The sequence below is a fragment of the Delftia sp. Lp-1 genome, assembly GCF_020523835.1.
GTDB lineage: Bacteria > Pseudomonadota > Gammaproteobacteria > Burkholderiales > Burkholderiaceae_C > Comamonas > Comamonas acidovorans.
The window spans coordinates 542,773-566,001 of sequence record NZ_JAJALJ010000002.1 but is presented as its reverse complement, the minus strand read 5'-3'; the positions used below and the strand labels follow the sequence as shown (position 1 = coordinate 566,001).

The following is a 23,229-nucleotide window of genomic DNA, read 5'->3' as shown; positions in this document are numbered from 1 at the left end:
CATGACCCGCAGACTCTGGGACATCTCCCCGGCCGTGCAGGCCGCCAGCCCCGTCTTTCCCGGCGACACGGCCTACAGCCAGCAATGGTGCGCCACCATCGGGCCGGGCTGCCCGGTCAATGTCAGCGCCATCACGCTGTCGCCCCATGTAGGAGCGCATGCCGACGCACCGCTGCACTATGACGCCGACGGGGCATCCATCGGCAACGTGGATCTCGACGCCTTCCTCGGCCCCTGCCGCGTGATCCACGCCATCGGCAAGGGACCGCTGGTCGAATGGGAGCACATCGCCCACGCCGTGGAGCATCTTCCGGCACGCGTGCTGGTGCGCACCTACAAGCGCGCCCCCACCACCTGGGACCAGGAGCTGGCAGCCTATGCGCCGGCCACGGTGGAGCGCCTGGCCGACCTGGGCGTGAAGCTCATCGGCATTGACACCGCCAGCATCGACCCGGCCAGCAGCAAGAGCCTGGACAGCCACCAGGTGATCCGCCGGCGCGGCCTGCGCGTGCTGGAGAACCTGGTGCTGGACGAGGTGGCCGAGGGCGACTACGAGCTCATCGCCCTGCCGCTCAAGCTGGTCGAGGCCGATGCCTCGCCCGTGCGCGCCGTGCTGCGCGCCCTGGCCTGATCCCTGCCCGCATTGCGGCGCCGGCCCTGCCCGCGCCTTTCGCCTTTTCGATACCCAAGGAGACCCCGTGACGAGCCTGCAAGACTGCCTCACCCTCGATGCGCAAGACCCGCTGCGCGCCCTGCGCGACCAATTCACGCTGCCCGAAGGCGTGATCTACCTTGACGGCAATTCGCTGGGCGCCAGCCCCCGCGCCGCCGCCGCGCGCGTGGCCGAGGTGGTGCAGCAGGAATGGGCGCAGGGCCTGATCCGCTCGTGGAACGATGCCGGATGGATCAGCCTGCCCCAGCGCCTGGGCGACCAGTTCGCCCCCTGGCTGGGCGTGGGCGCGGGTGAGCTGGTGTTCACCGACACGGCCTCCATCAACCTCTACAAGGTGCTGTCGGCGGCGGCCCGCATTGCGCGCGAGGACGCGCCGCAGCGCAAGCGCCTGATCAGCGAGCGCAGCAACTTCCCCACCGACCTCTATATCGCCCAGTCAGTCTGCCAGGAATACGGCCTGGAGCTGGTGCTGCTCGAACCCGAGGAAATTGCCGGCGCGCTGACCGACGAGGTGGCCATCTGCATGCTCACCCATGTCAACTACCGCACGGGCGCCATGCACGACATGGCTGCCGTGACGGCTGCCGCGCAGGGCAAGGGCATTCTCTGCGTCTGGGACCTGTGCCACAGCGCGGGCGCCGTGCCTGTCGATCTCAAGGGCGCGAATGCAGACTTCGCCATTGGCTGCAGCTACAAGTACCTCAACGGCGGCCCCGGTGCGCCGGCCTTTGTCTGGGCCAACCCGCGCCTGATCAACCGCTTCTGGCAGCCGCTGTCGGGCTGGTTCGGCCATGCCGAGCCTTTCAAGTTCGTGCCGGACTACCACCCGGCCCAGGGCATACAGCGCTACCTGTGCGGCACCCAGCCCATGGTCAGCCTGAGCGTGCTGCAGTGCGGCCTGGACGTGTTCACGGCCGTGGAGCCGCTGGGCGGCATGGACGCGCTGCGCAACAAGTCGCTGGCGCTGACCGACCTGTTCATCGCCCTGGTCGAGGAACGCTGCCAGGGCCACGGCCTGGGCCTGGCCACGCCGCGCGAGCACGGCCGGCGCGGCTCCCAGGTCTGCCTCACGCGCGAGGAGGGGCTGGGCGTGGACGGCAAGGACAGCGGCGCCTATGCCATCGTGCAGGCGCTGATAGCACGCGGCGTGATCGGCGACTTCCGCAAGGGCGACGGCACGGGCCTGCACAAGGACATCCTGCGCTTCGGCTTCACGCCGCTGTACGTGGGATTCGAAGATGTCTGGCACGCCGTGGAGCACCTGCGCCAGGTGCTGGAATCAGGCGAATGGCGCAAGCCGGAGTTCAACCGCGTCAATGCGGTGACCTGAAGCCTGGAGCCAGCCCTTCAGAACGCCGTGGACGACAGCGAGGCCCAGAGATGGGCCGCGACCAGGGCGCGCCAGGGCGCGAAGTCCCGCAGCCACAACTCGGTCTGCGCCGCATCCATGGCGTCCGTCTTCAGCAGCAGGGCCAGGGCCCGGCGCACGGCCACATCGCCATGCAGCGGGCCGTCCAGGTGTCCATAGCCGCGCAGCAGCATGTAGTTCACAGTCCACGGGCCTATGCCCTTGAGGGCCAGCAACCGCTCGCGGATCTCGGCCACCGGCAGTTCAGGCAGGGCCGCCCAGTCGTCCAGCGGCAATTCACCCGACTGCACGGCCTGCGCCAGCAGGCGCAGCGTGTGCGTCTTGCTCCGCGAAAAGCCGGCTGCGCGCAAATCCTCCTCACCGAGCTGTGCCAGCTGGGCGGCCTCCGGCATGCACCACAGCTGCTGCGGCGCGTCGGCATGGCCATCGTGCAGCGCCACCGGCTGGCCGGCTGCAGCGATCAGGCGGCGGCGCAGCGACACGGCTGCCGCCACGCTGATCTGCTGCCCGGTGACGGCCCAGCTCAGCGCCTCCCAGGGCGTGCAGGCCGCGGGCACATGCAGGCCACGCTGACGCGCCAGCAGCGGCCCCAGCCGCGCATGGCGGCCAAAACGGCGCTCGAATTCGCCCACATCCTGGGACAGTCCGAACATGCGCCGCAGCATGGCGGCCAGCACATCGTCCATGCCGGTGATGGCGCGTGCCTCGGAGGGCAGGCGCCATCGGGCCTGCACCACGGCCGCCTCTTCGCAATGCTGCGTCAGCTCCAGGGTCAGCAGCGTGGGAAGGCCTTTCCACATCAGGCCCTTGTGCATGCGGATGGTGTCGCCGTCCTGCAGATCGCATTCGGACAGGCGCTGGGCATCGCGCCGGTGAAAGCCCCAGAACTCGGTCATGCGGTAGTCGGCCGGCAGCGTCAGTTGCTGCTCTGCGCCATGGCTGTGGCCGCCACGCCGCCCGCTCATGCCTTGCCGGCCTGGCGCAGCGGGGCTCGGCCGCTCTCCCGCCCTGTCTCCCGGCCAGCGGCCTCCTGCGCCTGGCGCGCCTCGCGCAGCAGCAGGGCGCGCTTGCGCTCCACGCCCCAGCGGTAGCCGGAGATGCTGCCGTCGTTGCGCACCACGCGGTGGCAGGGCACGGCCACGGCAATGGGGTTGGCCGCGACGGCGCTGGCCACGGCGCGGGCGCCCGTGGGCATGCCCAGGCGCAGGGCCAGTTCCGAATAGCTCAGGGTCTGGCCGGCCGGAATGGCGCACAGCGCCTGCCACACGCGCTGCTGGAAGACCGTGCCCTGCACGTCCAGCGGCAGCGCCAGACCGCGGCGCGGCTGCTCGACCAGGGCCACGACCTGGGCCACGGTGTGCTCGAAGCCCGCATCGCCACCCACCAGTTCGGCCAGCGGAAAGCGCTGCTGCAGGTCCTGCACCAGGGCCTCGGCGTCGTCGCCCAGCAGTACGCAGCACACGCCGCGCTCGGTGCTGGCCACGAGGATGCTGCCCAGCGTGCATTCGGCCACGGCAAAGCGGATGGTCTGGCGCATGCCGCCGCGCCGGTAGTCGCCGGGCGCCATGCCCAGCATGGCGCCTGCGTCGCGGTAGAAACTGCTGCTGGCCGCATAGCCGCTGGAGTAGGCCGCATCGGTGACCGAGTCGCTCTGGCCCGGCTGCAGCGCCGCGCGAAGGGCATGCGCGCGATGGGCCTTGGCATAGGCCTTGGGCGTGAGGCCCGTGGCCTGCTTGAACAATCGGTGCAGTTGCCAGGGGCTCAGGCCCGAGCGTTCGGCCAGAGCGCCCAGGGCAGGCGGGGGCTCCTCGGTCTCCAGCCAGCGGCAGCATCGGGCCACCAGGGCCGTGGGGTTGGCAGTGGCATTGCTGGCTTGATTCATGGCTTGGTTGGACACGGCATGTCTTTCTGGGTCATCGGATGCCCTACTCTACGCAGCCCGGAGCACCCGCGCATCCCGCTTCTTGCAACCCGCAGGATTTCAGCGCGGGATTCGGTTACGCTGCGCCCTGCATTTTCCGCGTCGAGACTTGCGAGACTCCCACATGACCACCGAACACTCCGGCTGCCCCATGAACAGCCCCGGCCGCACCGAATCCATCGTCAAAGAGGAGCGCGCCCAGTTGGACTTCAGCCAGTCCATGAGCTATGGCGACTACCTGCACCTGGACCAGATCCTCACGGCACAGCATCCGCTGTCGCCCGCGCATGACGAGATGCTGTTCATCATCCAGCACCAGACCAGCGAGCTGTGGATGAAGCTGATGCTGCATGAGGTCCGAGCCGCCACGGCCGCCATCGCAGGCGGCACGCGTGCCGACGCCTTCAAGATGCTGGCGCGCGTGAGCCGCATCATGGAGCAACTGGTCAGCGCCTGGACCGTGCTGTCCACCATGACCCCGCCCGAGTACACGGCCATGCGCCCCTACCTGGCCAACTCCAGCGGCTTCCAAAGCTACCAGTACCGCTGCATCGAGTTCTCGCTGGGCAACAAGAACGCCGCCATGCTCCAGCCCCATGCCCACCGGCCCGACCTGCTGGCCCAGGTGGAGGCATCATGGCGCTCGCCCTCGCTCTACGACGTGTCCCTGCAGCTGCTGGCGCGCGAGGGCATTGACGTGCCCGCCGACCGGCTGGAGCGCGACTGGACCCAGCCCTACGAGGCCAGCGAGGGCGTCAAGCAGGCCTGGATCACCGTCTACCGCGATCCCCACAAGCACTGGGACCTGTATCAGCTCGGCGAAAAGCTGGCCGACATCGAGGACGCCTTCCGCCTGTGGCGCTTCCGCCACCTGACCACGGTGGAGCGCGTCATCGGCTTCAAGCGGGGCACGGGCGGCACGGGCGGCGTCAGCTATCTGCGCAAGATGCTGGACGTGGTGCTGTTCCCCGAAATCTGGGCGCTGCGCACCGAGCTGTAAGAACTGGCGGGCGCCACCGACAGCAGGCCGCTGCGGTGGCGACAGCGGGCAGGCGCGCAAACGGGTAAGCTGCGGCGCCAGGAGAAATACCGTGTCCGCAGCGCCACAACAGCCCCCACACAACAACATACACACAGAGGCTTCGCAGACCTCCCCCGCAGCACCGCCGCCGCGCAGCCAGCTGCTGTGGGCCATGCTGCTGTCCCTGCTCTCGGCCTTTGCGCTGAGCCAGGCCTTTCGTACCACCACCTCGGTCATGGCCACGGGTCTTCAGCAGGATTTCGGGCTCACGGCCCAGTCGCTGGGCGCCTTCGCCGGCCTGTTCGGCCTGTCCTTCGGCGTGGCCCAGCTGCTGATGGGCATCGGCATGGATCTCTACGGCCTGCGGCGCACGGTGCTGCTGTCGTTTCCGCTGGCGATTGCGGGATCGGCACTGTCCGCCGCCGCACCCAATTACGGCTGGCTGATGGTGGGCCAGTTGCTGATCGGCGTGGGCTGCTCGCCCGCCTTTCTGGCCTGCACCATGTTCATCTCGCGCCACTTTCCCATGGACCGCTTTGCCTTTCTGTCGGGCGTGGGCATGGGTGTCGGTGGACTGGGGCTGCTGTTCACAGGCACGCCACTGGCCTGGCTGGTCCAGCATTTCGGCTGGCGCTCGGGCTTTGCGCTGCTGGCCGTGATGTCGGCCCTGTCGTGGCTGCTGATCTGGTGGCGCGTGCACGAGCCCGCCCGCAGCGGAGTACAGACCGCCGCACGGGAAAGCTGGGGCGTGGCGGCACGCCGCATGGCCGAGCTGTTCACGCTGCCGCACACGCTGGGTATCGTCCTGCTGGCCATGGCCTGCTATGCAGCGTTTCTGGCGCTGCGCGGCCTGTGGCTGGGGCCGCTGCTCATCCATCGCTATGGCTTTTCGCTGGTGGAAAGCGGCAATGTGGCGCTGGTCGTATCGATGATCTCGCTGTTCAGCCCCGCGATTTTCGGGCGCATGGACCCCGGCCCAGGACGGCGCCGGCGCTGGCTCACCAATTACTCGATGCTCATGGGCAGCCTCTTCATGCTCATGGCCTTTTTGCACCATGGCTGGACCAATGTGGCACTGATCTTCGCCATGGGCCTGCTGTCAGGCTACTCGGTGCTGCAGTACGCCGATGTGCGCGCTTCCTACCCGCCCGAGATGACCGGCCGCGCGCTGTCGCTGTTCACCATGGCCATGTTCCTGGGCGTGGCCCTGGTGCAATGGTTCACGGGCTGGGTGGCGGCCTGGGCCGAGGCCTGGGGCGTGGAGCCCTACAAGGCGGTGATGATCTCGATTGCAGCCACGCTGGTGGGCGCGTCAACCGCGTTCCGTTTCCTGCCCTCCTCGCCGCTGCTGCGGCAGGCCCCGGCCGCCTAGCGGCCGGAGTCTCTGTCTCTACAAGGCGTTGGCGGCCGAGCCATCGCCACGGTACAGCCAGGGCAGATCCATCAGCCGGGAGCCCAGCAGGCGCAGCGACAGGTCACGCCCCCAGCGCACGGGACCCGTGGCATGGAAGATGCGGCCGTTGCGCTGCGAGCGTGCCTGCACGCGCGCATTGCGCTGCCAGCGGTTGAGCGCGTAGCGGCGCAGGCGCATGTTGACGTCGAGATCGTGCATGGACAGGGCGCGCTGCAGCTCGGCTGCATCTTCAATCGCCATGCCAGCGCCCTGGGCCAGATAGGGGCGCATGGGATGGGCCGCATCGCCCAGCAAGGCCACCACGCCGCGCGCCATCTGCGCGGCCGATTGCACGGGCGGGCGATCCCCCACCGGCCACAGCCGCCAGTCGCCACCGGCTGCAGGCACATGCTGGACCAGGTCCAGCAGCTGGGGGCAACTGCCCTGCAGCACCCGCACCAGATCGTCGAGATTGCCCGCATGGTCCCAGTTCGCCAGATCCTCGGGCGCCGGGCCCTGGATGATGATCACCAGGTTCTGCAGCTCGCCCCGGCGCACGGGGTACTGGATGGCATGCATGCGCGAGCCCAGCCAGGCCGTGACATCGGTGGCCCGCAGGCGCTTGGGCAACTGGGCCTGGTGCACCAGGGCGCGGTAGGCCAGATGCCCGGTGACACGCGGCGGGCCATCGCCCAGCAACTGCTGGCGCAGAACGCTGCGCACGCCATCGGCGGCGACCAGGGCATCGCCTTCGATCAGCTTGCCGGCCCGGGTTCGCACGGTGACCACGCCGTCGGTCTCGGAAAAGCTCTCGATGGGCTGGCCCAGGTTCAGGTGCATGCCCGGATAAGTCTGAGCGGCTTCCCGCAGCAATTGCTGCAGATCGGCCCGGTGGATGGTGGCGTAGGCCGCGCCATAGCGTTGCACGGACTCGCTGCCCAAGGGCATATGCGCCAATTCCTGCCCGGTGACTGCGCTGCGCACGCGCAGGCTGCCCGGCAATGCCACCACCTGCTGCAGCGGTTTTTGCAGGCCCCAGGCCTGAAGCCGCCGCACGACATTCGGACCGATCTGGATTCCGGCGCCCACTTCACTGAGCGCGGGCGCCTGCTCGAAAAGACGCACTTCCCAACCCGCCCGCGACGCACCGATGGCGGCGGCCAGGCCACCAATGCCGCCGCCGGCAATCAACACCTGCTTGTTCATGTGCGTATTGTGCCCCTGCCGCCACCCATGGCGGCCGGGGCCTGATTATTCAAGTCGGACACCGCTGGAGAAAATCAAAGAATGCTCGGAATCTTCTGAAACTTGCGCGCATCCCCCAGGCATTGAGGCGCATCAAGATCCCAAAAACGGGCATCCCGCCACGCACCAGACTGCCATAAAGGACATCGCCCGACCATCACCTGTGCGGCGCGGCCAAAAATCGGCCTTTGCATCGCCGCTCTGGAAATGTCCATACACGGATCCACACTTTACGCCGCGGATGATAGAGATTCTCAACTGAGACAATCTTTTGACAAATGGCCGTGACAATGAAAAAAGCCCGCACTGGGCGGGCTCTTTCATGCGCGACGGGAAAATCAGATGACAAATTTCTCACGGTCCTGATTCTGAATCCACTTTGGCGGCTTGCCGCGTCCGGTCCAGGTTTGGCCGGTTGCGGGATCGCGGTACTTGGGAGCCACTTTGGCACCGGTTGTGCCAGCGGTACGACCACGAGCTGCAGGAAACACGTCATCGGCAGTCAGACCATATTCGGCAATCAAGTTGCGAACCTGTCCCACGGCGTCGGCAAGCTCGCGCTTGCGTGCTTCCTGGATCTGTTGCTCCAGTTCCTGTCGCTGCTTCAGCAGTTCCTTGTAAGAGCTCATGGTATGCGCCTTGAAAGTAGTTTAAGAGCTTTCATTATAAAAACATAATCAGCCCATGGCGCAAGACGCATGTAAGCAAAACCCACAATATCGCTGCTGCCTATTGCGAAGAGTAGTTCTCGGATAAATCCGATATGGCCAGCACCTTGTCAATGCGTTTGCCATCGAGATCGATGACCTCGAAGATCCAGCCCGCACAGCTGACCCGTTCCCCCAGAATGGGCAAATGACCGCTTTCTGCCATGAGAAGGCCCGCCACGGTGTTGTATCGGCCGCGGTGTTCATCGGGAAGATCACGAATATCGAGGCGCGCCTTCAGCTCCGATATGGGCATCAGACCGTCCAATAGCCAGGAGCCATCCTCACGCTGCATGGCCCAGGCTTCTGCCTCGGTCACAGGCTGTAACTCGCCGGTAATCGCTTCGAGCAAATCCCGGGGCGTCATGATGCCTTGCACCACGCCATATTCATCCACCACAAACACCATGCGCCCGGACCGGGCACGCAATTGCTCCAGCAGCTCCATGGCGCTGAGCGTCTCGGGCAGGAAAGAAGCCGGCAGCACATGTTCGTACAGCGTGGTGCCGGCGGCATCCGAGCCCAATGCCAGCAGGCGCGCCACGCTGATGATGCCGACCACGTCATCCAGCGAATTGCGGCACACCGGGTACCAGGAATGCCCGCCCTTCGAGTGGTCGTCGGCCGAGGCCTGCAATGCCTCGGTGACGGTCATGTCGGCATCCAGCCATTGCACGTCGCCGCGCGGGACCATGATCGACGTCAGTGAGCGGTCATCGAGGTGAAAGACGTTTTGCACCATCTGGTGCTCGTTGGCCTCGATCACTCCGGCATCCCGCCCTTCGGCGAGGCTTGCCACGATTTCCTCTTCGGTCACGGCGCGCGCTGCGGATTCATTGATGCGCAGCAGAGTCAGCATGGCGCGGGTGGAAAAGGCCAGCAGCCGCACAAAGGGCTTTGCAGCCGACGCCACCCAGGTCATGGGCCGGGAAACCACCGTGGCCACGGTTTCGGGATAAAGCTGGCCTATGCGCTTTGGCACCAGCTCTCCGAAGACGATGGTGACGAAGGTGATCACGGTCACGACGAGCGCCGTGGCAGAAATGCTGGCCGCGCGTTCCGGAATTCCCAGGCCCAGCAGCCATGCGGCCAGCCCGTCACTGAAGGCCGCCTCGCCCAAAATGCCGTTGAGCAGGCCGATGGAGGTGATGCCCACCTGCACCGAAGAAAGAAATTGCGTGGGGTTTTCGAGCAAGGCCAGTGCTGCCACCGCACCCTTGTCGCCTGTTTCAGCCAGTGCCACCAACCGAGCCTTGCGGCTGGAGGCCAGTGCCAATTCGGACATTGCAAACACCCCATTGAGCAGCGTAAGCAACGCGATCAGCAGAAAATCCATGGTTCGTATATCAGAAAGAAGACCATGGCACTTTACTGTATCGGCGATATCCAGGGATGCCACGACGCCTTTGAGCGCCTGCTGCACCGCGTGGACTTCTCCGCCAGCCGCGATACCTTGTACATCCTGGGCGACCTTGTGAACCGCGGCCCGGAATCGGACAAGGTGCTGCGCACCTGCATGGCCGCCGGCGACTCCATGCGCGCCCTGCTGGGCAACCATGACCTGCACCTGCTGGCCGCCGCCCAGGGCGTGCGCCGCAGCAGCCGGCGCGACACGCTGGCCCGGGTGCTGGATGCGCCCGATCGCGATCAGTTGCTGGACTGGCTGCGCCACCAGCCGCTGGCGCGCAGCCACCGCATGGCGCATGGAGAGGAACTGCTGATGGTCCATGCCGGCGTGCTGCCGCAGTGGAGCAGCCAGGAAGTGATGGCGCTGGCGGGCGAGGTGCATGCGGTACTGCGCAGCAAGCAGTTGCCCGATTTTTTGCAGGCCATGTACGGCAACCAGCCCGATCGCTGGTCACCCGACCTGCAGGGTTGGGAGCGCCTGCGGGTCATCGTCAACGCCTTGACCCGGCTGCGCTTTTGCACCGCACAGGGTGTCATGGATTTCGACAGCACCGAGTCGGCCGAGCAGGCGGCGCCCGGCCTCATGCCCTGGTTCGATGTGCCGGGCCGCGCCACGGCGAGCGCAACGATTGCGTTTGGCCACTGGTCCACGCTGGGCCACATCAACCGGCCCGACCTGGTGGCGCTGGACACCGGCTGCGTCTGGGGCGGCTGCCTGAGCATGATGCGTTTCGGCGATCACCTGGCGGACCGGGAACTGATCCAGGTGGACTGCCCGCAGGCGCAGGCCCCGGGCTGACCTGGACGCCGCCCATGAGCGAGCGCCCATGAAAAAACGCCTGCAAGGCAGGCGTTTTTCGTGAGGCAGGCGGCTTGCGCGGCGCTCAGACCTCGGAAGTGACGACGGGTGCCACAGGCGGGACAGGCGCGACAGGCGCAACAGGCGCCTTGAACAGCGCGGCCAGCTTGCGCTTGGGTTTGATGCCGCTGCCCGCCTTGGGCGCGGCAGCACCTTGGCTGTCCCAGCTCGCATCGACGCTGGCGGTTGCCTCGTAGGGCTTGTCGAAGAACGGGTCCGAGTGCGCCGGGCGCTGGGCCATGCGCGAGCCGCGATGGCCAAAACCGGAACTGCCCCGCGACGCATCACCGCCGCGATCGCCACGCTCGGCGCCGCGATCCCGTTCACGACCGTAGCCGCCGCTGCTTTGGCGCGGCAGCTCGTCAAAACGGTGACCACGCGGTGCGCTGCCACGGAAATCTTCCATGGGGCAGGGCTCGACGTTGATCTTCTTCTTGATGAGCTTCTCGATCTCGCCCACCAGGCGCGCATCGTGGTTGGTCACCAGGGTCACGGCAATGCCGGAGGCGCCTGCGCGGCCCGTGCGGCCGATGCGGTGCACATAGTCTTCGGCGTTGAAGGGCACGTCGTAGTTGAAGACGGCCGGCACGTCCTTGATATCCAGGCCACGGGCCGCGACATCGGTACACACCAGCAGATCCACCTCGCCGCGCTTGAAGGCTTCAAGCGCCTTCAGGCGCTCGTCCTGGCTCTTGTCGCCGTGCAGCGCCGTTGCGCGCAGGCCATCACGCTCCAGGGCACGCGTCAGGCGCGCACAGCCCAGCTTGCTGTTGGAGAAGACGAAGGCCTGGCGGATGTCGCGCTGCTTGAGCAGGGAGCGCAGCGCATAGCGCTTGTCGTCGTCGCTGACGCTGTAGAAGCGCTGCTCCACCGTGGACGCCGTCTCGTTGGGGCGGGCCACTTCGATGGTGACGGGGTCCTGCAGGTAGCTGCTGGCCAGGCGCTTGATCTCGGGCGAGAAAGTGGCGCTGAACAGCAAGGTCGTGCGTGTCTTGGGCAGGTGGGACAGGATGCGCTGCAGATCGGGCAAAAAGCCGATGTCCAGCATGCGGTCTGCCTCGTCAAGCACCACGTACTCGACCTGGTTGAGCACGGCGTTCTTGGCTTCGATGTGGTCAAGCAGACGGCCCGGCGTGGCCACCAGCACCTCGACGCCCTTCTTGAGCTCCAGCGTCTGCGGCTTCATGTCCATGCCGCCGAACACCACGGTGCTGCGCAGCTTGGTGTACTTCGCATACTGGGCGATCTGCTGGGCCACCTGGTCCGCCAGTTCGCGTGTGGGCAAAAGCACCAACGCCCGCACGGGGTGGCGTGCAGGCGAAGCGGAGGTATTTTCGTGGCGCATCAGCCGCTGCAGCAACGGCAGCGAGAACGCCGCCGTCTTGCCTGTGCCGGTCTGGGCGGCGCCCATGACATCCTTGCCGGTCAGAACGACCGGAATGGCCTGTGCCTGGATGGGCGTCATGGACTCGTAGCCCATGTCGGCCACGGCGCGCGCCAGGGACTCAGCCAGCTGGAGATTGGAGAAAGAGCTTGTCATTGAGAGCGCTATTGTCGCACCTAGCGCGATTTGTGCGTTGCAATAACGCCAATTGGCACCTGGACAAGCATGGCGTTGTGTGAGCGCAACCCGCAAAAACCCGGTATGAGGGCCCGCAAGGCGGGCATTTTGTCGTTGCCGGGCAGCCTCCAGATGAAAAAGCGGCCCCTCGCAGGGGCCGTCGAAGCTTGCGCAGCAACGCGAGCGTGGGGGGTACTTCTCAGAGGGAAGCGGCCGAAAAAGTGTCGCAGGACTTGACGCTGCCGGTACGCAGGCCGGTGCTGAACCAGCGCTGGCGTTGGGCGCTGGTGCCGTGCGTGAAGCTGTCCGGCACCACGGCGCCGCCGCCTGCGCGCTGCAGGGCGTCGTCGCCGATCTTGGATGCCGCATTCATGGCCGACTCCACATCGCCCTGCTCCAGGATCTGGCGGGCGCTTTGCGCGCGGTTCGCCCAGACGCCTGCCAGGCAATCGGCCTGCAGTTCCAGCTTGACCGACAGGTGGTTGTACTCCACCTTGCTGACGCGGCCACGGGCGCGGTCCACCTGGGCGCTTATGCCCAGCAGGTTCTGCACGTGGTGGCCCACCTCGTGGGCAATCACATAGGCCTGGGCGAAATCGCCGGGCGCGCCCAGCTGGTTCTTGAGCGTTTCGTAGAAGCCCAGGTCGATATACACCTTCTGGTCGGCAGGGCAGTAGAAGGGCCCCATGGCCGACTGCCCCGTGCCGCAGGCCGTGGGCGTTGCGCCACGGAACAGCACGAGCTTGGGATCGGTATATTGGGCGCCGCCCTGGCGGAACACATCGCGCCAGACATCTTCGGTATCGGCCAGCACGGTGGAGACAAAGCGGGCGAGCTTGTCATCGGCCGGCGGCTTGTGGGCCGGGCCCTGAGGCTGCTGCACCTGCACCGGCGAGCCGCCGCTGAGCGCACCCAGGATGGTCAGCGGGTTGATGCCCAGCACCCAGCCGCCGACCAGGGCGATGACGATGGTGCCAATGCCTATGCTGCGTCCGCCGAAGACGGGGCCGCCGCCACCGCCACCCTCGTCACGGCGGTCTTCCACATTGTCCGACTCGCGGTTGCCATCCCATCTCATGGTGTTCACTCCTGGATCTGTGCTGCAGCCTGCAGCATCGGGCGGCGATATTACGTCGGAACCTGCGGGACTGCAGCGACCGCAGCTGTGGCAATGATACGGCGTGTATCAGCGCACGGGCTGCACCGCCATGGGGGCGGTGGCCGGTGGCGCCTGGCTGCGCAGGACCTGCTCGCGGGCCACCAGCACCATGGCGGCCAGCAGCGCGGCGACGATGCCCAGGCCGATGACGACCGCCAGGCCCAGCCCCCATCCGCCGCGCCTGCGCCGCTCGCGTGCAGGCTCGCCGGGCCGGCGGGGCGCGGGAGCCTGCTCGCTGGGCGGCTGCTCGCGCTGCCACGGCTCGGGCGCGGGTCCGCGCCGCTGCTGCTCATAGCGCGGGGCCGATTCCTTGCGCGGAGCTTCGGGCCGCGCCGAACCGTCCCAGCGGGGCTCTTCGCGCGGATAAGAAGGCTTTTGTGACATAGGCGACATCGTAGTGCCTGCGCAGGCCCTCACGGGCCTGTGCGCAGCACTGGACACATCGTGAATTGGTCGATCCAAGCCTACTGTGTACAGTCGCGGCCATGAGCCATTCCAGCATGCCCTCCTCCACCGCCCTTGACGCCCAGGCCACGGCCGGGCTGTTGCCCTGGAACGAACTGGCCGAAGAGATCGCCGCCCTGCTGCTGCAGCCCCAGGCAGCGCAGGTGCCGGCGCGCATCGTGATGCCCCTGCCGGCCGGTGGCAGCCTGTTTTGCATGCCCGCCACCGACGGCCAGGTGGCCATGACCAAGCTGATCAGCTTCACGCCCGGCAACGCCGGCACGCCGCGCGCCACCATCCAGGGGGATGTGGTGGTCTTCGACGTGGCCACGGGCGAGCGCCGCCTGATCCTGGACGGCCCCACGGTCACGGCGCGGCGCACGGCCGCCGTGTCGCTGCTGGCCGCGCAAAGGCTGGCGCCGAATCCGCAGGGTCCGTTGCTGATCGTGGGCGCCGGCGTGCAGGGCCTGGCCCATTTGCAGGCCTTTGCCGCAGGCCTGGGCGTGCGCGAGGTTCAGGTGGCATCGCGCAGCGCGCAGAGCGCCCAGGCGCTGGTCGACCAGGCCCGGGCCATGGGACTGCAGGCCACCGTCGTGGAGGATGTGGAGGCGGCGGCGCGCCACTGCCCGCTGATCGTGACCTGCACGCCCGCCCGGGCCGTGGTCCTGCGCGAGGCGCCGCGCAGCGATGCCTTCATCTCGGCCGTGGGCGCCTTCACGCCGCAGATGGTGGAGCTGGCACCCGGCCTGTGCCAGGGCTTGCTGCAGTCGGGCCGCGTGGTGGTCGATACCGGGGATGCGCTGCATGAGGCCGGTGACCTGCTGCAGGCCGGCATCGATGTCGCCGCCCTGCCCACGCTGGAGCAGGTGGTGCGCGAGCAATGGCCGCGCTCGGATTCGCCCGTGCTGTTCAAATGCTGCGGCTGGGGCGGCTGGGATCTGGCAGCCACCCGCCTGGCCATGCGCCGGGCCGCACTCCAGAACAGTTGAAAGCGGATTTCTGCGTTGAACGAGCTTTTCCCCCCGGATTCCCCCGCCCCGGCTTCCAGCACCGCGCCCAGTCGCTGGCAGCGCCTGGGCCTGCGCACGCAACTGGCCCTGGTCTTCGGCTCGCTGCTGGTGGGCGTGACGGTGCTGATGTCGCTGGCATTCGGCGAGCTGCTGCGCTGGCGCATGGAGCGCGAGGTCAGCGCCTCGCTGCATGCCATGGCCTCCAACGCCGCCCGGCAGCTGTCCGATGGCCTGTTCAGCCGCGCCCATACCGTGGAAGTGCTGGCCGCCTCGCCGGAGCTCTGGATCCAGGGGCTGGAGGCCCCGGGCGTGGGCGCACTGCTCAACCGCGCCCGTTCGCTGACGCCCACCAGCCTCTGGATCGGCGTGGCCGACGCCGAGGGCACGGTGCGCAGCGCGACCGACCAGGTGCTGGTGGGCCTCGATGTCAGCGACCGGCCCTGGTTCGAGCCGGGCCTGCAGCGCGTCCATGTGGGCGATGTGCGCGCCTCCTCGCCTGCGATGTCCGCCTTGCTGCCGCCTGCGGCCGACGGCGCGCCGCGCCGGTTCATGGACTTCGCGGCGCCCATTCGCGTGGGCGATCTCACCCAGGGCGTGCTGTGCATGCACAGCAGCTGGGAATGGGTGCGCGAAACCATGCAGACCCTGCAGCAGGCCGACAGCGCCGACCGGCAGATCGGCCTGTTCATCTTCGACCGGCGTGGACGGCTCATCCACGCGCCGGGCGACAGCCTGGAGCCGTTGCTGGCCCTGGACCAGCGCCTGCCGGTGGCCCATACCGTGTCTGCCGACACGGCCGATGCCACGCTGCAGCCCGTACAGGTGGCGCGCTGGCAGGACAGCCCGCAGAGCTTTCTGACGGCCACCGTGCCGCTGTAGGCCCACAACCGGGCAACGGCCATGGGCTGGCACATCGTGGCCCGGCAGCCGCATGACAGCGCCTACGCGCCCGCGCGCCAGGCCATGCACCAGGTGCTGGCCGGCGGCCTGGCAGCCGCGCTGGTGGCCGCCGTCATCGCCTGGCTGGTGGCGCGCAGGCTGAGCCAGGATCTCAAGCGCCTGGCCCGTGCCGCCAATGGCATCGACGGCAGCGGTGCGGCCTCCGACATCCCGCAGTTGCACAGCAGCCGCGAAGTGCATCGCCTTTCGCAGGCGCTGCGCGGCAGCATTGCCCAGTTGCGCTCGGCCAACGAGGCCATGGAGCGCCAGGTGCGCGAGCGCACGCTGCAGCTGCAGCAGGCCAATGCCGAACTGGAGCACCAGGCGCGCAGCGACCCGCTCACGGGCCTGCTCAACCGCCGGGGCTTCGACTTCCAGCTGGACTTCGCCATGGCGCTGGCGCGCCGCAGCGGCCGCCCCTTGAGCGTGCTCGTCATCGACGTGGACTACTTCAAGCGCATCAACGACCAGCACGGCCACGACATGGGCGACGCCGTGCTGCGCACCCTGGCGCGCGCCTTCCGCATGCGGCTGCGCGAGTCCGACGTGCTGGCCCGCATGGGGGGCGAGGAATTCCTGGCACTGCTGCCCGACACCACGGCCGATGCCGCCGTGGTCATTGCCGAGCAACTGCGCGAACTGCTGGCCGCCACGCCCATGGCGCATGGCGAGCCCGTCACCGCCAGCGTGGGCGTGGCCACGCTGCGCGGCACCACGGACACTGCCACCGCCATGCTGCGCCGTGGCGACGAAGCGCTGTACGAGGCCAAGGGCGCGGGCCGCAACAACGTGCAGCTGCAGCGCTGAGGCGGCCCCGCGCCGCTTTTCCCGCCCTCGATTTCCTGACTGCCGCAAAACACCTGTGCGGCAAAAAACACCACACTAATACTCAAATTGAGCATATTATTCACAGCCATCACCAGCCCTTTCCACAGTCCCGGACGGCCACCATGCAGCTCAAATCCGTGCAGTACGACAAGCCCCATTTCTCCCTCGCCGGCCAGTGCGGCATCGGCGAGGCCTGGGCCCGCATTCCTCCCGAACTTGACCGCGCCCAGCGCCTTCGGACCGCCGAGCGCATACGCGCCCTGCTGCACGAGCGCGATGCCGTGCTCGTGGCCCATTACTACGTGGACGGCGAACTGCAAGACCTGGCGCGCGAGACCGGCGGCTGCGTGGGCGATTCGCTGGAGATGGCGCGCTTCGGCGCCCAGCACCAGGCCAGCACCCTGGTCGTGGCCGGCGTGCGCTTCATGGGAGAGACCGCCAAGATCCTCAGCCCGGAAAAGCGGGTGCTCATGCCCGACGACGACGCCAGCTGCTCGCTGGACCTGGGCTGCCCGGCAGACGAGTTCAGCGCCTTTTGCGACGCCCACCCGGACCGCACGGTCGTGGTCTACGCCAACACCAGCGCGGCGGTGAAGGCGCGCGCCGACTGGGTGGTCACATCGTCGGTGGGACAGGACATCGTGGCCCACCTGCATGCCTGCGGCGAGAAGATCCTCTGGGCTCCCGACCGCCACCTGGGCGCCCACATCCAGCATCAGACCGGCGCCGACATGCTGCTGTGGCATGGCTCCTGCCTGGTCCATGACGAGTTCAAGGCCGACGAACTGGCCGCCATGGCACTGGAGCATCCGCAGGCCGCCATCCTCGTTCACCCCGAGTCGCCGGCCGCCGTGGCCGCCCAGGCCGATGTGGTGGGCTCCACCACCCAGCTCATCAACGCGGCTGGCCGGCTGCCCACAGACACCTTCATCGTCGCCACCGACCAGGGCATCCTGCACGACATGCGCATGCGCTACCCGGGCAAGACCTTCCTGCCTGCGCCCACGGCCGGCCAGGGCGCCACCTGCAAGAGCTGCGCCATGTGCCCCTGGATGGCGATGAACAGCCTGCAGGGCGTGGAACTGGCACTGGAGCAGGGCCTGTGCGCCATCGAGGTGGACCCCACCATCGCCCAGGCCGCGCGCCGCCCCATCGAACGCATGCTGGCTTTCGCGGCCGGCCACCGCCAGCCCGTGCGCGCCAGCGGAGACCTCGCGCGCGATGCGGCGCTTTTCCAGCATTTCGGTCCCGCCTGAGGACAGCGCCATGACACAGCCTTGCACAGACGTACTCATCATCGGCGCCGGCCTGGCCGGCATGGCTGCCGCCCTGTCGCTGCCGCCGCATCTGCGCGTGGCCCTGCTCAGCAAGGGCGCGGCCGAGGAATGCGCCAGCGCCTGGGCCCAGGGCGGCATTGCCGCCGTGCTGGATGCACAGGACAGCATCGATGAACACGTGGCAGACACCCTGGTCGCGGGCGCAGGCCAGTGCGATGCACAGGCCGTGCGCGCCATCCTCGAGCAGGCTCCTGCCGCCATCGATTGGCTGGTGGCCCACGGCGTGCCTTTCACGCGTGACGACAGCGGTGGCCTGCACCTCACGCGCGAGGGCGGCCACGGCCGCCGCCGCATCGTGCATGCCGCCGACTGCACCGGCCAGGCCGTGCACGCCGCCCTGCTGCGCGCCTGCCGGGAGCGCGCGAACATCGATTTGCATGAGCACACCAGCGCGCTGGACCTGCTGACGGAAGGACAGCCTGCGCACTGCACAGGCGCGCTGGTGCGCCTGCCCGATGGCCGCCAGCAGCGCTGGCATGCCGCGCATACCGTGCTGGCCACGGGCGGGTTGGGTCAGGTCTATCCCGCCACCACCAACCCGGCCACCGCCACGGGCGACGGCGTGGCCATGGCCTGGCGCGCAGGCTGCCGCGTGGGCGACCTGGAGTTCATGCAGTTCCATCCCACGGCCCTGCAGGTGGGCGGCCGTGCGGCCGGCCTGGTCTCCGAGGCATTGCGCGGAGAAGGCGCCCTGCTGCGCCTGCCGGACGGCACGCGCTTCATGCCTGCCCATGACGAGCGGGCCGAACTGGCGCCGCGCGACATCGTGGCCCGGGCCATCCGGAACGAGATGGACCGCCATGGCCTGGCCTTCGTGCACCTGGACATCACCCACCGGCCACGTGCCTGGCTGCAGTCGCATTTCCCGGGCGTGATGGCCCTGTGCGCCAGCCATGGCATCGACATTGCCACGCAGCCGATTCCCGTGGCCCCCTGCGCCCACTACGCCTGCGGCGGCGTGCTGGCCGATATCGACGGGCGCACGGATGTCGATGGCCTGCGCGCCATTGGCGAGGTGGCGCGCACCGGCCTGCACGGCGCCAACCGGCTGGCCAGCAATTCGCTGCTCGAATGCGTGGTGATGGGGCGCGCGGCCGCCCGGGCCATCGCGCAGCAGCCGGCTGCCGCCCCTGCGCCGGCCCGGCCGACCGAAACCCTGCAGGCCGGCGCACAGGAGCAGGACACGGCAGCCGTTGCGCAGGAGTTGCGCCAGCTCATGCAGGACTGCGTGGGCATACAGCGCAGCGACCAGGGCCTGGCGCAGGCCGTGCAGCGCATTGCGGCATGGCGTGAAAGGCTGGCACCTGCCGCAGGCCATGCGCTGCGCAATCAGCTCGATGTCTGCTGGCTCATGGCCACGGCTGCCGCCGCACGGCGCGAGAGCTGCGGCGCGCATTCGCGCATCGACGCCGCCCTGGCGCTGGTGGAATGAAAAATGGCCCCCACGCTCCCCTTGCTGCGCAAGGTCCGCTGCCCCCCGAGGGGGCTGCTTTTCATCTTGGGGCGGCCCGGCGATGAAAAAGGCCCGCAGCTTTCGCTGCGGGCCTTGTCTGCCAGGCCAAAGCCGTCAGGCCTTGGGAAGCGTCACGCCCACCTGCCCCTGGTACTTGCCGCCACGGTCGCGGTAGCTGACCTCGCAGACATCGTCGGGATCGCTCTCGAAGAACAGCACCTGGGCGCAGCCCTCGCCGGCATAGATGCGGGCGGGCAGCGGCGTGGTGTTGGAGAACTCCAGCGTCACATAGCCTTCCCATTCGGGCTCGAAGGGGGTGACGTTGACGATGATGCCGCAGCGCGCGTAGGTGCTCTTGCCCAGGCAGATGGTCAGCACGTTGCGCGGGATGCGGAAGTACTCGACCGTGCGCGCCAGCGCGAAGCTGTTGGGCGGGATGATGCAGCTGTCACCCTCGAAATCGACGAAGCTTTTCTCATCGAAGTTCTTGGGGTCCACCACGGTGCTGTGGATGTTGGTGAACACCTTGAATTCGGGTGCGCAGCGGATGTCGTAGCCATAGCTGCTGGTGCCGTAGCTGATGATCTTGCGGCCATCGACGTTGCGAACCTGGGCCGGCTCGAAAGGCTCGATCATGCCGTGATCCTCGGCCATGCGACGGATCCACTTGTCGCTCTTGATGCTCATGGCAATTCCTCGTTCCCTAGCTGCACTTGTCAAGCGCCAGCACCCGGCCGGGCACTGGCGCAAAGGCGCTATTTTGCTTGAGAAACGACGGTGCGCTCGATCAGGCGGTCATCGCCCAGGATGATCATGGCGAACAGCAGCTCGTCCAGGCTCTCGGCCTGGCGGGTCTTGCGCTCGAGCAGCGGCGTGCAGGCCGGGTTGATGACCACGAAGTCGGCCTCGCAGCCCGGCTGCAGGTTGCCCACCTGCCCCGCCAGGCCCAGGGCGCGCGCCGCGCCCGCCGTGTGCTGCCACCACAGGTTGCCGGGCGACAGGCTCAGGCCCTGCTTGGTCTGGCCCTCACGGCCCGCCACATAGGCGGCCTGCATGGTGCGGAAGGGGCTGAAGCTCATGCCGCCGCCCACGTCGCTGGCCAGGCCGTAGAGGAACTGCGCGGCATCGGCCCGCGCAAAGTCGAAGAAGCCGCTGCCCAGGAACAGGTTGCTGGTGGGGCTGACGGCCGCAGCGGTGCTGCGTTCACGCATCAGTGCGCGGTCTTCGTCGTCCAGGTGAATGCAGTGCGCGTAGACGGCGCGCTCGCGCATCAGGCCGAAGTCGTCGTAGACCGACAGGTAGCTGCGGGCCTTCGGAAAGAGCTCGGCCACCCAGCGCACTTCGTCCAGGTTCTCGGCCACGTGCGACTGGATCCAGACATCGGCGTAGCGTGCGGCCAGCTCGCCCGCGCCGCGCAGCTGCTCGTGCGTGCTGGTGGGCGCAAAGCGCGGCGTGATCGCGTAGCCCAGGCGGTCCACGCCATGCCAGCGCTGGATCAGGTTTTCGGTGTCGATCAGGCTTTGCTCGGTCTGGTCGCGCACGCCGTCGGGGCTGTGGCGGTCCTGCAGCACCTTGCCCGTGATCATGCGCATGCCGCGCGCCTGCGACGCGCCCATGAGCGCATCGACCGACCCGGGGTGCGAGGTGGCAAAGGCCAGCGCCGTGGTCACGCCGTTGCGCTGCAGCTCGTCCAGGAAGAACTCGGCCACGCTGTCGGCATGGGCGCGTTCGCAAAAGGCCGACTCGTGCGGAAAGGTGTATTTCTCCAGCCAGGGCAGCAGGCCGGCGGCAGGCGCGCCGATCACATCGGTCTGCGGATAGTGAATGTGCAGGTCGATGAAGCCCGGCGCGAGGATGCGGCCCGGCAGATGGGTGACTTCGGCGCCCGGCTGTCCGGTGAACTGCGCCTGCAGAGCCTGCCAGCTGCCGGCGGCGACGACGCGCTGCTGCCCCCTGTCATCCGGGGCGACGGCCAGCAGGCCGTCTTCGTCGTAGAGCGCCTGGCCATCGTCGGCAAAACGCAGCAATGAGGAACGGTAGATTTGCATGCCGCCAAGCTTAGCGGGCGGACAGGCAGATGCCATATCCGCAGCGCTATAGGCGCCATCGGCGGGCGCCATCCTAGGGTTTACGCCAGGACCGGACGCCCCGCAGGCCGCGTCACTTGGGCAGGGTGGCCTGCACGCCTTCCACCAGCCAGTTCATCTGCAGGATCTGCGCATCGTCCAGCTGCTTGCCGGCTGGAATGCGCACCTGGCCCTGGTTGTCGCGCACCGGCTGGTCGCCGGCCTTGAAGGGCTGCAGGCGGCCCTGGGCCATGTCCTTTTGGCGCTGCAGCACTTCCTCGCGCACGGCGGGCGGCAGCTTGGGGCCGAAGCCTTCCACGCGGATCATGCCCTCGCGCACGCCGCCCCAGGTGTCCTGGCTCTTCCAGCTGCCGTCCAGCACGGCGCGGGCGCGCGCCGTGTAGTAGTCGCCCCACTGGTGGGTGACGGCCAGCAACTGGGCGTCGGGCCCGTCCTTGCGCATGTCGGAGTGGTAGGCAATCGCCATGCGGCCGCGCTCCTGGGCGGCCTGCATCACGGCGGTGGATGCGACCTGGAAGGACACCACGTCCACGCCGCCGTTGAACAGCGCCATGGCCGCATCGCGCTCGCGCGGCGGGTCGAACCAGGTGTCCAGCCAGACCACCTTGACCGTGGCCTTGGGATTGACCGAACGCATGCCCAGCGTGAAGGCGTTGATGCCTTGCAGCACCTCGGGAATCGGAAAGCCGACCACGAAGCCGGCCACGCCCGTCTTGCTGGCACGGCCTGCGGCAATGCCCGACAGATAGCGGCCCTCGTAGTAGCGCGCATTCGAGGTGGCCACGTTGTCGGCGCGCTTGAAGCCCGTGACCGACTCGAACTTCACCTGCGGGAAGTCGCGCGCCACGCGCATCACGGACTCGGTGTAGCCGAAGCTGGTGGTGAAGATCAGCTGGTTTCCCGAGGCGGCCAGGTCGCGCAGCACGCGCTCGGCGTCGGGGCCCTCGGGCACGCTGTCCACGGCGCGGGTCTGCACGCGCGGACCCAGGGCCGCCTGCAATGCGCGCCGGCCCTCGTCGTGCTGGCGCGTCCAGCCGGCGTCGAGCACGGGCGTCAGATAGACGAAGGCAGCCTTGAGGGGCGCGGAACCTGCGGGGGATGAAGGGGCGGGATGGCCTTGGGACAAGGCCGTGGATACAAGACTTGCGGCCGCGACTGCGGCTGCGAGGTTTTTGTACATGGTGTTCCTCTACATGGCCCGGAAATGAAAACGCACCTGCCGTGGGCAGCGGCCGGTGCGGGGCGCGATTATAGGCAGCGGCCCTGAGGGCTGCCCGGGCCTGCGCTTATGGCCTCCATAAGGGACGGCAGATACCGTCCACTAAGATCGTCGGCAAATTCCAACCCCAAGCAACCACCAAGGAGTACAGGACCATGCCGATGTTCGTCGATACCTCGCCACCGGGGCAGTGCCTTTTTTGCCGCCTCGTGGCGGGCGAGATTCCGTCCGCCAAGGTGTTCGAGGACGAGCAGACCATCGCCTTCATGGACATCGGCCAGGTCAATCCCGGCCATGTGCTGGTGGCCAGCAAGCGCCATGCCGTGACCCTGCTGGACCTCACGCCCGACGAGGCCGGCGCCGTGATGCGCACGGCCCAGCGCGTGGCGCAGGCCGTGCAGGCGGCGTTCGACCCCGATGGCATCAGCCTGTTCCAGGCCAATGGCGCGGCGGGCGGGCAGACCGTCTTCCACTTCCACCTGCATGTGCTGCCGCGCCATGAGGGCGACGGCGTGGGCCTGGGCTGGCCGCGCAAGGAGCCCGGCATGCAAGCACTGCAGGACTATGCCGAGCGCCTCAGGCAGGCGCTGGCCTGAA

General features: G+C 67.9%; 23 protein-coding genes. 11 read left to right on the top strand and 12 right to left on the bottom strand.

What is annotated here, in order from left to right:
• The first annotated feature begins 1 nt into the window (after position 1).
• Positions 2-631: an arylformamidase gene (gene kynB / locus LGR64_RS19325; protein ID WP_141829519.1), complete on the top strand. Its 630-nt coding sequence runs from the start codon at positions 2-4 to the stop codon at positions 629-631.
• Between the two features lie 67 nt (positions 632-698).
• Positions 699-2,003, top strand: coding sequence for a kynureninase (kynU, locus tag LGR64_RS19320; protein WP_043824039.1), 1,305 nt, complete (start codon positions 699-701; stop codon positions 2,001-2,003).
• A 17-nt stretch (positions 2,004-2,020) separates the two neighbouring features.
• Here the strand turns inward: kynU and LGR64_RS19315 are convergent, their stop codons facing one another.
• Together LGR64_RS19315 and ada are read right to left on the bottom strand one after the other, a co-directional pair.
• Positions 2,021-3,007 (bottom strand): DNA-3-methyladenine glycosylase family protein, encoded by a 987-nt coding sequence (locus tag LGR64_RS19315; protein WP_141829520.1) that lies wholly within the window; start codon positions 3,005-3,007, stop codon positions 2,021-2,023.
• On the bottom strand, positions 3,004-3,924 hold the full coding sequence (gene ada / locus LGR64_RS19310; protein WP_141831095.1) for a bifunctional DNA-binding transcriptional regulator/O6-methylguanine-DNA methyltransferase Ada: 921 nt from the start codon (positions 3,922-3,924) through the stop codon (positions 3,004-3,006). Before ada ends, LGR64_RS19315 begins: the two co-directional genes overlap by 4 nt.
• A 163-nt stretch (positions 3,925-4,087) precedes the next feature.
• Here ada and kynA point away from each other — a divergent pair, with 163 nt between their 5' ends.
• Positions 4,088-4,963, top strand: coding sequence for a tryptophan 2,3-dioxygenase (kynA, locus tag LGR64_RS19305; protein WP_141829521.1), 876 nt, complete (start codon positions 4,088-4,090; stop codon positions 4,961-4,963).
• A gap of 91 nt (positions 4,964-5,054) precedes the next feature.
• Positions 5,055-6,356 carry an MFS transporter gene (locus LGR64_RS19300; protein ID WP_230356638.1) on the top strand — a complete coding sequence of 434 codons (1,302 nt, stop codon included), beginning with the start codon at positions 5,055-5,057 and terminating at the stop codon, positions 6,354-6,356.
• 18 nt (positions 6,357-6,374) lie between these two features.
• Here LGR64_RS19300 and LGR64_RS19295 read toward each other — a convergent pair whose 3' ends face one another.
• The 4 genes from LGR64_RS19295 to LGR64_RS19280 all read right to left on the bottom strand — a co-directional run bounded on the left by LGR64_RS19295 (position 6,375) and on the right by LGR64_RS19280 (position 9,665).
• Entirely contained in the window at positions 6,375-7,583 is a 1,209-nt protein-coding gene (locus tag LGR64_RS19295; protein WP_013803678.1) for an FAD-dependent monooxygenase, read from the bottom strand.
• A 74-nt stretch (positions 7,584-7,657) separates the two neighbouring features.
• The gene (locus LGR64_RS19290; protein WP_141829523.1) at positions 7,658-7,837 is read right to left on the bottom strand and encodes a hypothetical protein; all 180 of its coding nucleotides are present in this window, start codon (positions 7,835-7,837) and stop codon (positions 7,658-7,660) included.
• 123 nt (positions 7,838-7,960) lie between these two features.
• The gene (locus LGR64_RS19285) at positions 7,961-8,251 is read right to left on the bottom strand and encodes an H-NS histone family protein (protein ID WP_012204081.1); all 291 of its coding nucleotides are present in this window, start codon (positions 8,249-8,251) and stop codon (positions 7,961-7,963) included.
• A 100-nt stretch (positions 8,252-8,351) separates the two neighbouring features.
• Positions 8,352-9,665 carry a hemolysin family protein gene (locus LGR64_RS19280; protein WP_012204080.1) on the bottom strand — a complete coding sequence of 438 codons (1,314 nt, stop codon included), beginning with the start codon at positions 9,663-9,665 and terminating at the stop codon, positions 8,352-8,354.
• A gap of 24 nt (positions 9,666-9,689) precedes the next feature.
• Here LGR64_RS19280 and LGR64_RS19275 point away from each other — a divergent pair, with 24 nt between their 5' ends.
• Positions 9,690-10,535 carry a symmetrical bis(5'-nucleosyl)-tetraphosphatase gene (locus tag LGR64_RS19275; protein WP_088166737.1) on the top strand — a complete coding sequence of 282 codons (846 nt, stop codon included), beginning with the start codon at positions 9,690-9,692 and terminating at the stop codon, positions 10,533-10,535.
• 85 nt (positions 10,536-10,620) lie between these two features.
• On the opposite strand, the gene LGR64_RS19270 is transcribed toward LGR64_RS19275, so the two are convergent.
• The 3 genes from LGR64_RS19270 to LGR64_RS19260 form a co-directional block, all read right to left on the bottom strand.
• Complete coding sequence (locus LGR64_RS19270; protein WP_141829524.1) at positions 10,621-12,135, bottom strand: DEAD/DEAH box helicase; 1,515 nt, start codon at positions 12,133-12,135, stop codon at positions 10,621-10,623.
• A 220-nt stretch (positions 12,136-12,355) separates the two neighbouring features.
• A complete protein-coding gene (gene ypfJ / locus LGR64_RS19265) occupies positions 12,356-13,234 on the bottom strand; it encodes a KPN_02809 family neutral zinc metallopeptidase (RefSeq protein ID WP_012204077.1) in 879 nt (292 codons plus the stop codon).
• Positions 13,235-13,342: 108 nt separating this feature from the next.
• Positions 13,343-13,699 (bottom strand): hypothetical protein, encoded by a 357-nt coding sequence (locus LGR64_RS19260; protein WP_224986416.1) that lies wholly within the window; start codon positions 13,697-13,699, stop codon positions 13,343-13,345.
• A gap of 101 nt (positions 13,700-13,800) precedes the next feature.
• Here LGR64_RS19260 and LGR64_RS19255 point away from each other — a divergent pair, with 101 nt between their 5' ends.
• The 5 genes from LGR64_RS19255 (at position 13,801) to nadB (ending at position 19,305) form a co-directional block, all read left to right on the top strand.
• A complete protein-coding gene (locus LGR64_RS19255) occupies positions 13,801-14,748 on the top strand; it encodes a delta(1)-pyrroline-2-carboxylate reductase family protein (RefSeq protein ID WP_141829527.1) in 948 nt (315 codons plus the stop codon).
• Between the two features lie 15 nt (positions 14,749-14,763).
• The gene (locus LGR64_RS19250) at positions 14,764-15,648 is read left to right on the top strand and encodes a cache domain-containing protein (RefSeq protein WP_230356636.1); all 885 of its coding nucleotides are present in this window, start codon (positions 14,764-14,766) and stop codon (positions 15,646-15,648) included.
• Between the two features lie 21 nt (positions 15,649-15,669).
• Positions 15,670-16,515, top strand: coding sequence for a GGDEF domain-containing protein (locus tag LGR64_RS19245; RefSeq protein ID WP_230356634.1), 846 nt, complete (start codon positions 15,670-15,672; stop codon positions 16,513-16,515).
• 143 nt (positions 16,516-16,658) lie between these two features.
• Positions 16,659-17,792, top strand: coding sequence for a quinolinate synthase NadA (gene nadA, locus LGR64_RS19240; protein ID WP_141829531.1), 1,134 nt, complete (start codon positions 16,659-16,661; stop codon positions 17,790-17,792).
• Between the two features lie 10 nt (positions 17,793-17,802).
• On the top strand, positions 17,803-19,305 hold the full coding sequence (nadB, locus tag LGR64_RS19235; protein ID WP_141829533.1) for an L-aspartate oxidase: 1,503 nt from the start codon (positions 17,803-17,805) through the stop codon (positions 19,303-19,305).
• Between the two features lie 135 nt (positions 19,306-19,440).
• Here the strand turns inward: nadB and dcd are convergent, their stop codons facing one another.
• The 3 genes from dcd to LGR64_RS19220 form a co-directional block, all read right to left on the bottom strand.
• A complete protein-coding gene (dcd, locus tag LGR64_RS19230; RefSeq protein WP_013803686.1) occupies positions 19,441-20,013 on the bottom strand; it encodes a dCTP deaminase in 573 nt (190 codons plus the stop codon).
• A 68-nt stretch (positions 20,014-20,081) separates the two neighbouring features.
• A complete protein-coding gene (gene guaD / locus LGR64_RS19225) occupies positions 20,082-21,374 on the bottom strand; it encodes a guanine deaminase (RefSeq protein WP_046986663.1) in 1,293 nt (430 codons plus the stop codon).
• A gap of 112 nt (positions 21,375-21,486) precedes the next feature.
• Positions 21,487-22,593, bottom strand: a complete 1,107-nt coding sequence (locus tag LGR64_RS19220; protein WP_012204069.1) for a BMP family ABC transporter substrate-binding protein — start codon at positions 22,591-22,593, stop codon at positions 21,487-21,489.
• A gap of 194 nt (positions 22,594-22,787) precedes the next feature.
• On the opposite strand from LGR64_RS19220, the gene LGR64_RS19215 reads away from it, so the two are divergent.
• Positions 22,788-23,228: an HIT family protein gene (locus tag LGR64_RS19215; protein ID WP_012204068.1), complete on the top strand. Its 441-nt coding sequence runs from the start codon at positions 22,788-22,790 to the stop codon at positions 23,226-23,228.
• Position 23,229: the final 1 nt, after the last annotated feature.